Annotated in this window: 24 protein-coding genes; 22 read left to right on the forward strand and 2 right to left on the reverse strand. The window is 35.6% G+C overall.

The annotated features are described in order from the left end of the window. Positions 1-6: 6 nt before the first annotated feature. The 22 genes from C5695_RS10815 to C5695_RS10920 all read left to right on the forward strand — a co-directional run bounded on the left by C5695_RS10815 (position 7) and on the right by C5695_RS10920 (position 13,725). Entirely contained in the window at positions 7-543 is a 537-nt protein-coding gene (locus tag C5695_RS10815; protein ID WP_044141775.1) for a hypothetical protein, read from the forward strand. A gap of 41 nt (positions 544-584) precedes the next feature. Next, entirely contained in the window at positions 585-1,598 is a 1,014-nt protein-coding gene (locus C5695_RS10820) for a hypothetical protein (protein ID WP_117730735.1), read from the forward strand. Between the two features lie 36 nt (positions 1,599-1,634). Beyond that, on the forward strand, positions 1,635-2,105 hold the full coding sequence (locus C5695_RS10825) for a hypothetical protein (RefSeq protein ID WP_117730736.1): 471 nt from the start codon (positions 1,635-1,637) through the stop codon (positions 2,103-2,105). 10 nt (positions 2,106-2,115) lie between these two features. Beyond that, positions 2,116-2,517, forward strand: a complete 402-nt coding sequence (locus C5695_RS10830; RefSeq protein ID WP_117730737.1) for a hypothetical protein — start codon at positions 2,116-2,118, stop codon at positions 2,515-2,517. Beyond that, positions 2,514-2,750: a hypothetical protein gene (locus C5695_RS10835; RefSeq protein ID WP_117730738.1), complete on the forward strand. Its 237-nt coding sequence runs from the start codon at positions 2,514-2,516 to the stop codon at positions 2,748-2,750. The genes C5695_RS10830 and C5695_RS10835 overlap by 4 nt, the downstream gene beginning before the upstream one ends. Beyond that, complete coding sequence (locus C5695_RS10840; RefSeq protein WP_316246678.1) at positions 2,725-3,381, forward strand: hypothetical protein; 657 nt, start codon at positions 2,725-2,727, stop codon at positions 3,379-3,381. Before C5695_RS10835 ends, C5695_RS10840 begins: the two co-directional genes overlap by 26 nt. Beyond that, complete coding sequence (locus tag C5695_RS10845) at positions 3,378-3,893, forward strand: hypothetical protein (RefSeq protein ID WP_117730740.1); 516 nt, start codon at positions 3,378-3,380, stop codon at positions 3,891-3,893. Before C5695_RS10840 ends, C5695_RS10845 begins: the two co-directional genes overlap by 4 nt. Continuing rightward, the gene (locus C5695_RS10850) at positions 3,887-4,615 is read left to right on the forward strand and encodes a hypothetical protein (protein ID WP_117730741.1); all 729 of its coding nucleotides are present in this window, start codon (positions 3,887-3,889) and stop codon (positions 4,613-4,615) included. Before C5695_RS10845 ends, C5695_RS10850 begins: the two co-directional genes overlap by 7 nt. A 42-nt stretch (positions 4,616-4,657) precedes the next feature. Next, positions 4,658-5,449: a hypothetical protein gene (locus tag C5695_RS10855; RefSeq protein ID WP_117730742.1), complete on the forward strand. Its 792-nt coding sequence runs from the start codon at positions 4,658-4,660 to the stop codon at positions 5,447-5,449. A 19-nt stretch (positions 5,450-5,468) separates the two neighbouring features. Next, on the forward strand, positions 5,469-6,044 hold the full coding sequence (locus C5695_RS10860) for a hypothetical protein (RefSeq protein WP_117730743.1): 576 nt from the start codon (positions 5,469-5,471) through the stop codon (positions 6,042-6,044). Positions 6,045-6,085: 41 nt separating this feature from the next. Continuing rightward, on the forward strand, positions 6,086-6,454 hold the full coding sequence (locus tag C5695_RS10865) for a hypothetical protein (RefSeq protein ID WP_117730744.1): 369 nt from the start codon (positions 6,086-6,088) through the stop codon (positions 6,452-6,454). Beyond that, positions 6,454-7,536 (forward strand): hypothetical protein, encoded by a 1,083-nt coding sequence (locus C5695_RS10870; RefSeq protein ID WP_117730745.1) that lies wholly within the window; start codon positions 6,454-6,456, stop codon positions 7,534-7,536. Before C5695_RS10865 ends, C5695_RS10870 begins: the two co-directional genes overlap by 1 nt. Positions 7,537-7,550: 14 nt before the next feature. Next, positions 7,551-7,823 carry a hypothetical protein gene (locus tag C5695_RS10875; RefSeq protein ID WP_117730746.1) on the forward strand — a complete coding sequence of 91 codons (273 nt, stop codon included), beginning with the start codon at positions 7,551-7,553 and terminating at the stop codon, positions 7,821-7,823. Next, positions 7,824-7,973: an XkdX family protein gene (locus C5695_RS10880; protein ID WP_080652979.1), complete on the forward strand. Its 150-nt coding sequence runs from the start codon at positions 7,824-7,826 to the stop codon at positions 7,971-7,973. Between the two features lie 269 nt (positions 7,974-8,242). Continuing rightward, positions 8,243-8,722: a hypothetical protein gene (locus C5695_RS10885; protein WP_117730748.1), complete on the forward strand. Its 480-nt coding sequence runs from the start codon at positions 8,243-8,245 to the stop codon at positions 8,720-8,722. Then, positions 8,722-9,144 (forward strand): hypothetical protein, encoded by a 423-nt coding sequence (locus C5695_RS10890; protein WP_117730749.1) that lies wholly within the window; start codon positions 8,722-8,724, stop codon positions 9,142-9,144. Before C5695_RS10885 ends, C5695_RS10890 begins: the two co-directional genes overlap by 1 nt. Positions 9,145-9,163: 19 nt before the next feature. After that, on the forward strand, positions 9,164-10,165 hold the full coding sequence (locus C5695_RS10895) for a tyrosine-type recombinase/integrase (RefSeq protein WP_117730750.1): 1,002 nt from the start codon (positions 9,164-9,166) through the stop codon (positions 10,163-10,165). A 144-nt stretch (positions 10,166-10,309) separates the two neighbouring features. Next, a complete protein-coding gene (locus C5695_RS10900; RefSeq protein ID WP_117730751.1) occupies positions 10,310-10,657 on the forward strand; it encodes a helix-turn-helix domain-containing protein in 348 nt (115 codons plus the stop codon). 123 nt (positions 10,658-10,780) lie between these two features. Further along, on the forward strand, positions 10,781-10,996 hold the full coding sequence (locus C5695_RS10905) for a hypothetical protein (RefSeq protein ID WP_117730752.1): 216 nt from the start codon (positions 10,781-10,783) through the stop codon (positions 10,994-10,996). Positions 10,997-11,025: 29 nt separating this feature from the next. Continuing rightward, on the forward strand, positions 11,026-11,541 hold the full coding sequence (locus tag C5695_RS10910) for a type II toxin-antitoxin system PemK/MazF family toxin (protein ID WP_117730753.1): 516 nt from the start codon (positions 11,026-11,028) through the stop codon (positions 11,539-11,541). 707 nt (positions 11,542-12,248) lie between these two features. Beyond that, positions 12,249-12,773 carry a hypothetical protein gene (locus C5695_RS10915; protein WP_117730755.1) on the forward strand — a complete coding sequence of 175 codons (525 nt, stop codon included), beginning with the start codon at positions 12,249-12,251 and terminating at the stop codon, positions 12,771-12,773. Positions 12,774-13,095: 322 nt separating this feature from the next. Continuing rightward, a complete protein-coding gene (locus tag C5695_RS10920) occupies positions 13,096-13,725 on the forward strand; it encodes a hypothetical protein (RefSeq protein WP_117730756.1) in 630 nt (209 codons plus the stop codon). Between the two features lie 163 nt (positions 13,726-13,888). Here C5695_RS10920 and C5695_RS10925 read toward each other — a convergent pair whose 3' ends face one another. Further along, positions 13,889-14,128 carry a hypothetical protein gene (locus tag C5695_RS10925; RefSeq protein ID WP_117730757.1) on the reverse strand — a complete coding sequence of 80 codons (240 nt, stop codon included), beginning with the start codon at positions 14,126-14,128 and terminating at the stop codon, positions 13,889-13,891. A 48-nt stretch (positions 14,129-14,176) separates the two neighbouring features. Then, entirely contained in the window at positions 14,177-14,386 is a 210-nt protein-coding gene (locus C5695_RS10930; RefSeq protein WP_117730758.1) for a helix-turn-helix domain-containing protein, read from the reverse strand. Positions 14,387-14,436: the final 50 nt, after the last annotated feature.

Here is a 14,436-nt window from a genome sequence, read left to right on the forward strand (position 1 = left end):
ATTAAAATGGCAACAAAACTTCAAAAAGCTATTACTGAAGTAGGTAAACATACTACTGGCAATTTAAATTCATTAAAAATTAAAACAGTGGCGCATGGCGCTAAAGTGTCTGGTTCTGATATTGATAATTTCACATTGGTGGAACTAGGATTCAATTCAGACGGAGATCGTATTGCGAAAAAATTGTCTGATAAGACGAAAAAAGCTTATTTGATTGCGACTCCAGAAACTCGTTACATGGGTGAGTCACTAAGAGACTTTTACAATGGTGACGGCGAACGTGCAAGAATTGTTATTTTAGAGCCCGCTTATACTCGCTTCGATGTTTCGGCATTCACGCTTAACACTGGTCAAACTGAAGTTAAACGTGGACAAGTAGCCCATTTCGACATTGCAACGGATAAATATATTCTGAGTGATGCTGCAGCACCGCATGAAGACTATGAAGGCTCTTCAGCTAAATTCCTAGTAGTCAATGGTGAAGATGACCTTAGTTATACGATGGGTCAAAAACTTGTTCGACTTGAAGTAATTGAAGCTTAAGTAATTACATACAAAAATTTCTCAATAAAAGGAGCATTTTAATGTTTGATAATGTAAAAGTTAGAGGCCTATTCAGCCGTGTTCTCAACAACCAAATGGAGCAAAAGGATGAATCGGATATCAAAGAATGTATTAAAAAAGTATTTGGTGATGGCACAGTAAATCCTGACCCTTCAATGTTACATCAATTCAACAATTTGGTTGTTGAACAAGCAGATGCCATTGCAAAGCCTAAAGTTACAGAGTTGTTTAAGCTTTTTGCTGATACTGACCAAGAAAAACCAGGAACGCTCAAACAACTTAAAATTCCGAAGAAAAACAAAGCTAAATTTGTATGGTCTGCATCTGGTTCAGGCGTAGATTTAGTTCGTGTTGAAGGTCGTGAGTCCATTACTGCAGTGCCACAAACACTTTCTACAGGATTCTACTATGAACCTCTAGATCTCGTTACGGACACTGTTGTTGCTTTTGATAAGCTTGTTAATGACATTGCTGATGCAAAAGTTCGTCTATATTTAGATAAAATTCACGAATTAACCGCTTCGGCAGTTAGCTCTGGAAAAATCCCTGCAAAGAACGTACAAACTGGATCCAACCTAACTATTCAAAAATACAGTGAGTTAGCTTCTGTTCTTCAACGTTATGGAGGTCGCCCAGTATTTATTGCAGATTCATTGCTTATTGACTATTTTGCTAATCAACAAGGGACTGATCCGAAATACGTCAATCTTCTTTCTGACAAAATCAAAGAGGAGCTTCTTACAGCTCTAAACCCATCTACAATCGGAAGAACTACAGCTGTTAACTTGATTAACCCATTCACTGATGAAACAAATACAAAAGTTGAGTTGCCAGTAAATAAAGGGTACATGTTTGCTGGTGGAGTATCACAAAAACCATTCTCTGTTGTGGAATACGGTGGTTTAAAACAAATGACTGAACAAGATATTGAAGATGAGCGAGTAAAAATGAAAATCACTCAGTCTGCTTCTCTAGTTCTACTGTTCGGCGAAGCTATCGGCATCATCGAAGAACAGGCTGCAGTATCCATTTAAATTAAGTTAAAAAGGATTGATTAGGAGGAATATTAATTGACGGAAAAAGTTAAATTAGGACGTTATAGAAATACATCATACTTTGTAGGATACACTGGCGACGGTGCAAATAAACAATATACTTGGGCTGGTAGTAAAAATGGAAAAGTCGATATCAAAGAAGTTCCAAGAGAACTAGTTGATTGGTTAACAATGAGTACCGTATGTTTTGATAAAGGTGAATTGGTTTTGATTGAGGAAAATGAGGAATCAAAAGAAATCCAAGACTCTATTAATGATGTTGAGACTTATGTTAACAACACTCATACCAAAGAAGAAATTGAGACCATGATTAAATCTAGCACCGTTCCTCAACTTAAGAAGAAACTAGCTGAGATCACTGTGGAAGCAGAAAAGCAATTTGTGATTGATGTTGCATCAGAATTCAGTGACGATATCGCTAAAGGTAAGCTAACAGTTTTAGCTGAATGGATGGGCGTTGAAGACAGTTCTATTCTTTTTGATTAGGTGGTAATTTATGAATACTACATATGATCAAATTTGGCAATGTTTCTTGGATAACTGCAAAACCTCTGACATAAACCTCCCTTCTGATGACGAAGGTATTTACTCTCAAATCAAGAATGCCTCCCTTCTCTTCAATAATCGGTTTAGAGATAATCGGATTAAATGTGACAATGACACAGAAACTGTAGATCGTCTTCTAAATGAAGATGATCTGCTTATCTTGGGAAACTACATACGTTTGGTGTTTTTGAAAAATGAATTAACCGCTTATTCGAGTACATGGCAACCCTTCTCCAAAGACATTGGGACAACTCATTTTTCAGCTCAAATTAAAGCACTTGAATCCCAGGTGAATGAGCAGCAAAGAACAATTGACAAAATAATTTTTAATACGGAGGTAGATTTCGTATGAAATTATATGTAAAGGATCAATTGTATTCTAGCTGCGTTCCACTTAATGAACACCTTATTAGACTAAGCAAGAAAAATAATTCAGTGCTATTCAAATTGGAAGAATTCCTAGATAAAAAACTGATTGCTGACCCCTCTTTGTCTGAAATCAGAGACATTATTTTGTCAGTAAGTGGCGATATCGTACGATTGGAAAATTCAATTGTTTGTGGTGATCATGATGAGGGACTTTAAGAATTATCATAAGTTTAATCCTAATCAGAAGATTTCTTTTGATGGTCAGGGTATTTTTGAACGTGGATTAGAAGGGTTTCAAGGTGAAGAGGTTTTTGTTGACGGTGTTTCCGTGAAATGTCTGATTCAATCTAAATCAAATGATGGATTATTTAGATATATACTAGCTAAACCTGATGAGATTAAATTGGGTAGTGTTGTTGAATGGGATGTCGGCAAATGGTTGATTGTAACACAGCCTTATGACAATAAGATTTACAAAAAAGCAGAAATGCGACTGTGTAACAGTTCAATTAAACTATCGTCAGGTGACATATATGTAGATACAGGTGAAATCAATGAAATCACTGGAAAGTCAATTAAAAAACTTGTTCCTGGTGAAAGCATTGAAATCCCTTGTGTATTTGAGCGAACTGTTTCAGTTAACGGCTCTGATCAACCGATCAATCTTCCTGATGGCCAAGCTCACATCACTCTCCCCTACTCCACTAATCCTCAATTAAAAATTGGGTTAAAAACGCAATTTTATTCAGAAGAGTACGTTGTCCATGATATTGATTATTCAAAAGTAATTGATGGCGTGGGTACCATTAAACTCATTGCAAAAAAGAAAGTCAGTGATAACAAATGAGTATGATGGTTCAAGAAATGACTGAGTTGTTTAATAGAGCATGGCAGGATATCGATCTAAATCGTCTTCTCTACTACAAAGACACCCCTCTCTCCTCTGATCTTCCTGATGTCCAAGAGTTGGACAATTACTTCGAATCGACTTCCGATGAACAAACTCCAATCTTCAAAACAATCTTCAAAAGGGCTGCTAAAACAAGCGATCTAACTGATGACAAACCTATTTGTAGAGTGTGCATATATTTCGGCATCTCTTCACCGCTCTCTCCACATTTAAGCGAGAAAGTACTAGAGCGAGACTTACATTTTGATATATACACTCACATTGACACATTTGAAGAAAACGAATTTAGAAGTCTTAAAATTATTGACAGACTTTCGGCAATATACTTAGGCAAGAATGTTGCTGGTTATGGGAAAACGCAATTTGTGAGAGGGCAACCAATCGCCAATCCTCCAAATGGTTACACGGGATACAAATTGATTTTAAAGATAGGCGGGCAAAAATGGTGATTGCATTTAATCTTGATTATTTAATCACTGGCCAACCCATTAAAACTCCATATGGCGAGTGTTCTTTTATTAAAATTAAAGATTATCCACAGTTCCAAAACCATTTAGCTTTGTTCAAAATGTCAAAGAAAGAAATAATTTATAACTACAGTAAGAAAGAAAACAATCAATATGGTGAGTTAGATGAATTAATAGCTGAGTTAAAAAAAATGACGTTGTTTGAGATAACTGGTGAGCTAGAAAACTTCAAAGAAGCATATGAATCGATCTTTAATTACATGTTCGGGAAAAACATCTTAGAAGACATTTCTGAAGACGATTTTAATGAAATTAGAAATTTGATTCTAAAAATGTGTGTTCTTAAGGAAGAGAAAATCAGCTCTAATCCCGAAATTCAAAGAGCAAACGAGCGAAGTCAACGGGTTAAACAAGCAGATTCAGGTAACGTTGAACTAGCTGACATTATTGACAGTGTTGCAATTGGCGCAAATACTCCAATTCATGTTATCAATGAAGGTTCGATGTATCAGTTGTACAGGCTCTATTATCGAATAGCGCAATTCAAGAATTACGAAACCACCACTTTGTTTGCAACTGTAAGCCCAGAAGCTGGGAAAAACATAGAAAGTTGGAGTAAGTCTATAGACTTATTTGAAGAAGAAAAACACTACATGAGTAGAGAAAGCTTCTTTAATTCAACTAAAGGTTTCGCACAAGGATGATGCATCGCATTGTCTTTTTTTATTTTAAGGAGGAATTTTATAATGAAAATGGTAATTCAAGATACCGCTGATGTTTATTTCAGACGAAAATCTGATGGACATCTTGTGTTCACAACAGAAGCTCAGTTAGCGTCACTATCTGGAGCTATTTCTGAGGAAAAGTTGTTTGGCGGTATCGGAAATAAACCGATCTACATTCTTAAGACTCAAAAAGAGCTAACGCTATCTGTTAGAAACGCTTTATTTGACTTAGAGTTCTTAGCGATGTCGCAAGGTGAAGGTGTTCAAGAAGATGTCACTGTTAAATTGTTTGACCGAGAGCACAGTATTGAAGTTGCGGAAGACAATAGCATCGAATTAAAAGGGAAGCCTCTTGCAGATCATATGGTTACTTTTTACAACAAAAAGAATCAAACATATCAAGTCATTTCTAGTAGCGATGGAAAATACACACTGCCAACTGCATTTGTGTCTCCGAAGGAAACTGTTACTGCAGTATTCCATGTCGAAAAAATGGGCAGAAGTATGAATATCAAGGCTTCTCGTTTTTCTGAGAGATACGAAGTTGAATATAGAACAATTGCTTACAATCCAGAAACTGAGCAAGTTTACTCTGATATTATCATCCAGTTCCCTAACGTTTCACCTTCAGGAGAATTCGAGCTCTCTTTAGAAAATGGTCAAGCGTTGACTCCAGAATTCAAATTCGAAGCTCTTGCTGATATGGACACAGACAACATGGCTGTAATTTCAGAAATTCCTCGTGATCAATCAGAAAATAAAACTCCTACTCAGCCAGACGAAGGTGCTACCGATGGTGATCTAGGAGAATAACTAAAGGAGGGTTATATTATTGACTGACTTTTTAAACCAGTCTAACGGACGATATACATCATCTAAAGACGATGGCAATGGCAACCCTATCACTTCTGTTGAAGTGAACAACAATGAGCCGATTGATGTGACTCTATCAAATGAAAAACTTTCTGTAGAGGTTTCTAACACCTCTTCAGTGCCAGTAGTTATTAGAAATACAATCCCAATTAAAACAACTGTCCAAAAAGGCTATAAAGAAGCGCTGCTTGCTGAAAATGTAGATATTGTAAGTGGGGAATCTTCTGTCCACACCCTTGATCTGGTAGATGATTTTGGCTTGTTTAATACATACGGAGTTTCATTATTAACAGCGCAAGAAGATGAATTAGGAAAAGTTGATTGTGAAATTTACGCAATCCCCAAAGCCGCCTCTGCATTTTCTCCTTCTTCCCAAAGCGATAACACCGTGTTATTCAAAGACTCTGCACTTACAAAAGACTCCCCTCTTTCTAAATCGTTTTCTTTTAGATCGCCAAAAATTTCAATTGTTGTGAAGGCGAGTGGAACTGTTGATTTAACAGGCATTACTTTAGCTGTATGGGGTATGGATTAATTTATTTATGAGGAGGTCTCCCCTCCTCTTTTTTATAAGGAGTGATTATTATAGCTACAGAAGAAATAGCTCCTATTGTAGTAATTCCTGATCGTGCATCATTTGTTTTTCATGAGAAGTCCGTCTCCCCTTCTGATGGTGAATCATTAGAAGTTAAACATTACCAAAAATTAGCGATCAGCATCACTGGGACATCTACTTCAAGGAAAATTTCGTTTGTGGGATTAACGAATGATGATCAGGAAATTGAATTAGGAGGTACTCAGTTAAGTGATTACCGAATAGCAACTGGAACAGCAGGAATCAATGAGGCTTGGGAATTCTCGATTTTCCCTTTCAAAAAAATATTCGTTAAATTAGAAGATGTGACTGATGGAGATATCTCTGTGTTTGGGGAGGTTTCGACATAATGCTTGATTCGTTAGTAAGAGGGTTGTATAAAAGGCTGGAGAGACAAATCGCCAATCTCAAAGACCTCTTTGTAACCAGTGAGGATTCCATGAAGCGTGATGTTGAAAGCTTCAAAAGTGATAATGATTCATTTAAGTTGCAAATTAAAAGTGACTTCGAAACTCATAAGCAAGATACTAAAAACCCTCATGCTGTCACAAAAGAGCAAGTTGGGCTGGGCGATGTATTGAACATTGAACAAGCCAGCAAGACAGAGTTTAATAAACATCAAAACAATTCTGACATCCACGTTGAACAAGATCAAAAAGAGCAATGGGATAAAAAAGAAACCATTGAAGGTTCTCAAGAGAAAGCTGATTTGGCTTTAGTAAATTCTAAAGAATACACAGATGAGCATGAACTGAAAACAAACTTACATATTCAGCCAGGTGAGAAAGACAAATGGAACGGTTATGAAAGTTTGATAGACATGTTAGCGACAACTTTGGATGCTGCACAAAAATACAAGTTGACTCAAGATGACGGGAAAGCTCAAAATCTTGCAAACGGAACGGATGTACTAGCACTTCCCACTGGAGTTTACACTGGACAAAGTTTAACTAACGCCCCTTCTTCAGCTGATCCCTTCCTATTTTTAATCAATTCTAAGGACACCTCTAATAAGACAATCTTGGCAATTTCATTGAAAAATAATGAAACATGGCTTTTCTCGAAACTGCAAAATGTAAATTCAACTTGGAACAAGCTCTTATCCTCTAATGATCTTAATGTGGTTTGGGTTAATACTACTTTAGTAGTCGGAACTACAAACCCGCAATACCCACTAAGGCACAGATACATTCCTGTTTCTAAAACTTTAGAGATACAGGGAACGTTCACAGCGCCTCTAGGTGCAACGATTGCTAAATTGTCCTATTTCCCTGTGCAAAACATTGATTTTACTGGTGTTACTGTTGGTTCTTATGGACAAGCACGAATGACACTAACGACAACAGGAGACTTAATCTATTCTGGTTTGTTTTCTAAGGATGATAGCAAAGTTGAAAGAGTGTCCTTAAATGAAACTATACCACTATCATAAAGAGGGTCACATCTATGAAAACAATATTTTACTATGATGAAAACTTTATTTACTTAAGACAATCTGATTACTTTGAAGGAGAAGTTTTGCCAGAAATGAGCACAGATATCGCACCTCCCCAATCACTATATTTAGGTAAATTCTATCCAGAAGAAAATACCTGGAAAGAATCAGCTACTCAAGAATACATGGATTCTTTTAAAGTTGAACCTGATCCTTCTGAAATAAGCATAGTTAAACAACGGTTATCTGATCTTTATTATATTATTGCGATGGGAGGGATTTAATTGGATATTAACTGGTATGAATTGATCAAAAGTTTTTATGATGAAGGTTCCTGGTCTAAAGAAAGAGTATACAATACGGTTGCTGCTGGACGAATTACGCCTGAACAATATGAACAAATTACTGGGGAGCAGTATACTCCACCACAATAAAGTAAGAATTTTATTTGAATACAGGAGGATTGCCTTTGAGAATATTTGATGTATCTGAGGATATTTTACTCTTAAAAGGCTTCTGGAAAGAGCCTTTCTACGGAAAACTAAAATGGCTTTTCTTTTTGTACCCTATGTGTCTACTTACAGAGACATTTTTCAAACTCACTATAATTTTATATTCAATTAAACATTTTTTGATTTTCAAAAAACGCTAACACCTCTCCCCTATTTGAGGTGTTTTTATTTTAATCATAAGGAGAGATATGATGACAACACAAAAATTAACCCTTGATCATATTAAAGATGGGAATAAAAAATACGATGAGAAAGTCAGAGTTCAGTTGGATGAAAAGTTTCATGTGCATATATACCCTAACTTTGATCCGACTAAAATCACTCAAATGATCAAAATGGCTTTGGAAGATGCAGCTGAAATTGAGTCTAATAAAAAGATCAAACACAAGCTTAATTTCGTTGATCTTTTAAACCTTTACACAATCCTTACTTTCAGCGATATCGCTACTATTCCACAAGGTATTGCTTCTAAAGTCAACTTAATGACTGAATTAGTTAAGTCTCCATATTATAAAACAATTAACGATTCTTTTCCTAAAGAAAGCTTCGAAAGTATTGATGAGAAATTGCGTTCTATGACTGAAGGTATGATCAAAACTCAAGAGGCACTTACTGATAAAGCGAACGAAGAAATCTTGAAAAAAGTTGAAAAACTAACTGCTGAAGCGTAATGGCCAAGAATCATAAAGAATTAGCCGTTATGCTTGAAAAAGCAGCTTTAAAAGCCTTGCAGACTGGCAGTCATACAAAAGAGCTCTTAGTCAAAACAGGTCAAGAGCAAGTCCAAACAGTTGTATATGATTCATATAGTCCAGTGGAATATAACCGAACTGGTGAGTTAAAGGCTTCTTTTGTTGTAGCAAATGAATCAAATGGAATCTCTCTAGATAACGTGCGAGCAGATGATGGACGAGATGTTGCAACAGTTGTTGAGACTGGCGAAGGATACCAATTTCCTGACGAATATGGTTATGGTTATGGCGATCCCCGTCCTTTTATGGGCAACACTACAGAAAAATTGAAACACAGTGGTGCTCTATTGGAAGCTGCTATGAAAGATGTTCGCAAGGCTGGTTACAAGACAATCAAATAGCCTGGCGGTGAATTTTTAAATGAGCAAAGAAATCGAACAAAATATGCTCCGCAAAAGAGCGCAGAAGCTCCCTGAAGTTACAGATGAAATGTGGGCACAGGTTGACCAAGAACATCAGGAATTGGTGTCAGAGTTTCTAGATGCCAACTCATTCAGGGATAAAACTAGAAAGCAGTACAATTCCACCCTTCGCCAATTTTTCTGGTGGGTACACACTTCTTTAAATGGCAAGAAGCTTTATAAAATTACCAAAAGGGATTTTATAAGATATCAGAGCTTCTTAAAAAATCGTGGTATGTCTTCGAGTGGAATATCATTGAAAAAAGCTTCAGTATCATCTCTTAATAATTATATTGAGAGTATTGTTGCAGAAGAAGAACAAAACTATAAAGCTTTTAGAAATTTCACCCGTGGCCTACCTGCAATTCCTAAGACAGTTACATATGAAAAAGTTAAAGTTACATATGATGATTACAAGCTGATGATGGACACATTAAAAGAAGATGAAAATTACCTTGGTATGGCTTGGTTAGCGACAGCATTCAATGTTGGTGCTAGAAGAGCTGAAATTGTACAGTTTAAAACGGAGATACTTGATTATCCCATCAAGGAAGGCAACCCTTACATTACCGCTCACAAAATAATCGGTAAAGGCAGAGGTGAGGGAAAACAATTGGAATATATGGTTAACTTAGAGGCTTTAGAATACATGCGAATATGGAAAGAAAAACGTGGATATGATCATGACTATATCTTTACGACTCAATATGGCGGAGAACCAAAACAGATGTCGGAGTCTTGGGCAGATTATTTTTGTTCAGATGTACTTTCTGACATTCTTGGCAGACGTATCAATCCCCATCTATTCAAGGCATCATGTATTACTTATCTCCTTGAAGTTAAGAAGGTCAAATTGGAATTGGTCAGCAAGAAAATAGCGCATCATGAAGATGTTTCAACAACAATTAAACACTATGACTTAAGAGATTTCGAGGAAGAAAAAAATCAAATTTTTAGTTGAAATCCCTCTTTTATTCAGAATCAAGATCCTTCTTTTGAGGGATTTTGCTTATGGTTAAAATACAAACACCTTTAATCATTTGGTTCTTGGTGATAAGATCAGAATAGCAATTGTGCATATCTGAAAGTGTTAGGAGTAATACATATGCCTAGTCTATGTGAACGACTGAAACAACTGCGATATGTTTACCGACCTAAATTGACTCAGCAAGCTCTTTCAGAGGAATTGAATATTACTAGAGCAGCATATGCTAGATACGAAACTGGCGATAACGAGCCAGACATTGAAACTCTGATAAGTTTAGCTAAATTTTACAACGTAAGCATTGAGTATTTGATAACAGGAAAAAGAAACATAAGGTGTACTAACTTATTTTCTCATAGGGTTAATCCTAAACTAGTAATGCTTTACTACGAGCTTCAGGATGCGCCTGATGATAAATTAGATCAATTAATTCATTTCTGGGAATATATTAAGTTTAAAGACAGATGAGTTTACCTCATTGGAATAATCAGGGTATATTTTGTGCATAATGGAAATAATATAAGTTAATTCTCTTCCCAATAATTAAGTCTAGTGTTACAATTATTTTATTAACGTAAAGGTGGGATAGCTATGGGCAAAGTACTAACCATGTTACCATCCCTTGATAGAGCAAAAGTAAACCAAGCGATAAGCCAAAAACACAAAAGACGCAGTCTTCTCAGTCAAGCATTCGCTGAATTAAAACAAGAGACTGGCATTGATCATCGTAAAGTTATAAACGGAGATACAAAAGAAAAAAACCGTTTAAAGATGAAGCAATACCAAGATGCACTAAAAGACAAATAATTGTACACTTGGGGAGAGAAGATTGTTTTATGGCCAAATTTAATCAAAACAGAAGTTTTTTTAGAGGCGAAGTATACTTTGTTAACTTTCCTAGAGAGCCGAAATTAGGTAAGGAAAGCTCTAGAATTATGGAAGGCCCTCACAGGGCAGTAGTTCTATTTGACAGTACGTTTCCTAGAAAGACTGTAGTAGTCTTGCCTATAACATCCCTGTACTCTGATAAAAATACAACTAAGGACACTATATCCTCTGATGTTATACTGAAGAGACTTGAGTATACAAACTTAAATGGCAATGACGCTATATATAACAATACAATCACACGTGATTCATTCATAAAAGTTGATCAGATAAGGTCTGTTTCGAGAAATTACCTTGAACGGCATGTAGGTAAAATCTTAGAAAAAGACATGGTAAAAGTTGATTTACAGCTTATCAATGTTCTAAGTCTTCAAGAGACTATTGAAGAGATCATCGAACAGCGTGTTGAGGAAAGATTGTTGGAAATTGTTGAGCAGCAAGAAATTGAAAATAATCAAGATTGATTAAACCTCACTTAACGTGGGGTTTTTCTATGCCATCATTTAACAAATCTCCCCTTCTGCCGATAATTCTTTTGAGGTGATTTGGAATGAGTTGGTACCCGTTCAAAAATTTTAGGGAAAAGAAAGCTGCTATAAAAAAGTTTAAAAACGAAGAGTTCAACAAAGCAAATCTTAGGATTAACTTAGTGAGCATGAAAACAAATGTGTTCGTTGAATAATTAGAATTTCACTTCTCTCTCGATGGACAGAGGTATCGATCTTATAGAAGTAAGCTTCGAGTAATAAATTCACTTGAAGAAGAAGTGCTGCTGATAGCCATTTCGAGAATTAAGGGGTTTGAAAAGGTTTATGAAACTAAGTATATTACTTTTTATGTCGGTGCTATTCTCACAGCTGTAGTACAAGTATTAACAACATTCGGCAATTTGTTTCCTGGTTACACTATTGTTGTTAGCCTTATTGTTATGGCTTTTTCCATGTTAACATTAAAGTTATTTTTAAAGTTAATGATTAAGGATAAAAAATTCATAGCTGTGCTTATCTCATTTAGAGATTTATTAGAGAAAACTCTAGACAAAAAGAACTCAATAAATGAAAGTGAATAATTTCTCTCCCCTATTTCCTCATGAAGATTTGTATGTATTGTAATTAGAATCGCACTCAAACTTACTGTCTTTCTTCCGATATTATCCATGAGGTGACAATAAGTGAGAAGCACACTGAAGGAAAATAGAGAAATTAAGAAATTGAGAAAACAGAAGTTTACTAAGCAAAATTTAAAGCGAAATTTGGTGGAGTTGAGTTCACGTGGACTCATTGTTTACTTAACAGAGATCTTCCCTAGAGATGGTCAAGATTATCCCGAACATAAAAAGAAGATGATGATTCTGAAATCATTAGATAAGGAAGATATAACATGCGCAATTGCGAGGTTGGATCGGATTAATCATGTTAATGATCAAAAAAGATTCTTCTTCTTTATTGGAGCAATGTCAACAATTATCGGTGCTGCAATTGGTACCATTCTTGGAAATATAGAATTCGATCCTGATGAAACCAATTTAGATATTGCTACAACTATTGCAATGATATACATAGTTCCCGTAATTATTTGTCTAATGTTTTCTTGGGCAGTGATAATGGACAGTTTCAGCAAAGCAACAGTTAACTATTTTAAAGACTTGCTTATCCTTGCAAGAGATGAGAAAAAGAACGATATTGAAATTGAATAGCTTCTCCCCTGCCCTTTTTATTCATATCCAGTTTACTTCATCTCAAATTGTAGCTTTACAAAGGGAGTAGTTTTAAACGACACCCTATCAGTATGATAGGAACACTATGCCGGTCACCACTACCATTTAAAATGATAGTGGGAAAGTCCACTTTCCGAATACTGTCGTTTTAAACTACGGTATTATATTTAGAGTGAAATAGATTCTGATGTCATTTAAAACGACACCAGCTTCACGATTAAGAATGAGTATCCCCTCCCCTGTTCCTCAGGATTGGGTATCATGGTATACTATAGGAAAAATATACTGGTGGTGGGAATGAGTGGGTTGGCTTATTTTTGGATTTTTAGCGTTTTGCGGAATAGGCATTTTTCTAGTCATGAAATCAATAGATCATCAAAATAACAGAAAAAAAGCACTCGATAGCATTGATGACGAAAATTATTCCCGAACTTATACTTCAACTGACGGATCAACCAAATTATTCTTTGATGAAACAAGTGAAAAAGTAAAGATTGGCTACATTTCAATTGACAACTTTAAGGACAGTAATGTTTCTCCCATCATAAAGACGTATGACTTCAAAGATATAGTTGATGTGGAAGTAAATATAGATGGTAGTACTGTTTCAAAAGTGTCTAAAGGAGATTCGATTTTAGGGGCAACTGTAGGTGGAGCAATCGGAGGCGGAATTGGTGCCATAATCGGAAGTAATAGTGCTTCTAGTAAAACAAGCGATTACATCAATTATATTCATTTAAGAATTTGTTTTGAAGACTACGATACACCCTTCTATGATGTTGCTTTTTACAGTGGAGTTGTTTATGATCCTGAATTACCAACATCGATTAAAAAATCATCACCTGAAGCTCAGAAAGCTTTAAAGGAAGCAGAAACTTGGTTTAGATATTTCAAATTAGCTATACGAAACGCTGAAAAAGTCGCTCATTAATTTGGGCGACTTAATTTATTTGGTTCTTTGTCTTCGAATATGTCAAACAACAAACTGATTAGAATTCTTTTCTGAACTCGACAATTTTGGTTTATTTTAGTTACAGTTTATGAGTGGCTAAAAGAGATTCTTTCCCCAATGTAGAGTTAGAGCGCCATTTCATTCAGTTATTTAGTCGTTCCTCTAAGTCATAGATCTTTCTATCCACTTCCGAGAATCTTTTATCTGTGTATCTAAGCTCACGTTCGAGATCCTTTTTGATTAATTTAAGCATAGCCATAATTTCTTCAGGTTCATTTTCTTCCAACTTGGTAACTGTGGATTTAATTTCTTTCACATCTTGTTTGATGATTGATACGTCCGCAGCCAATTGTTCAATTAAATTAAATAGCTTTTCGTCCATTTTGTTTCACCTCTCCTCTAATTATAACATCACTTGCAATACTTTTGCTTAAGACTCCTTTTCTATGATTTCAAGTAAATCATCTATCTCACAGTCTAATGCGTTGCAAATTTTTTCTAGAGTATCAAATTTAATTCCATCGGTTTCTTCATGGTAAAGCCTTGTTATACCGTTTCTGTGAAGACCTGTTATTCTTGATAATTCTGCAATATTAACTCTTCTATCTCCCATAATTCTTGATAAATGCACTTTGATCAAGTACTGACTCTCCTTTATACGATCACTTAATGTTTAAATTATACACCACA

This window comes from Bacillus pumilus (genome assembly GCF_003431975.1).
Classification (GTDB): Bacteria; Bacillota; Bacilli; order Bacillales; family Bacillaceae; genus Bacillus; species Bacillus pumilus_N.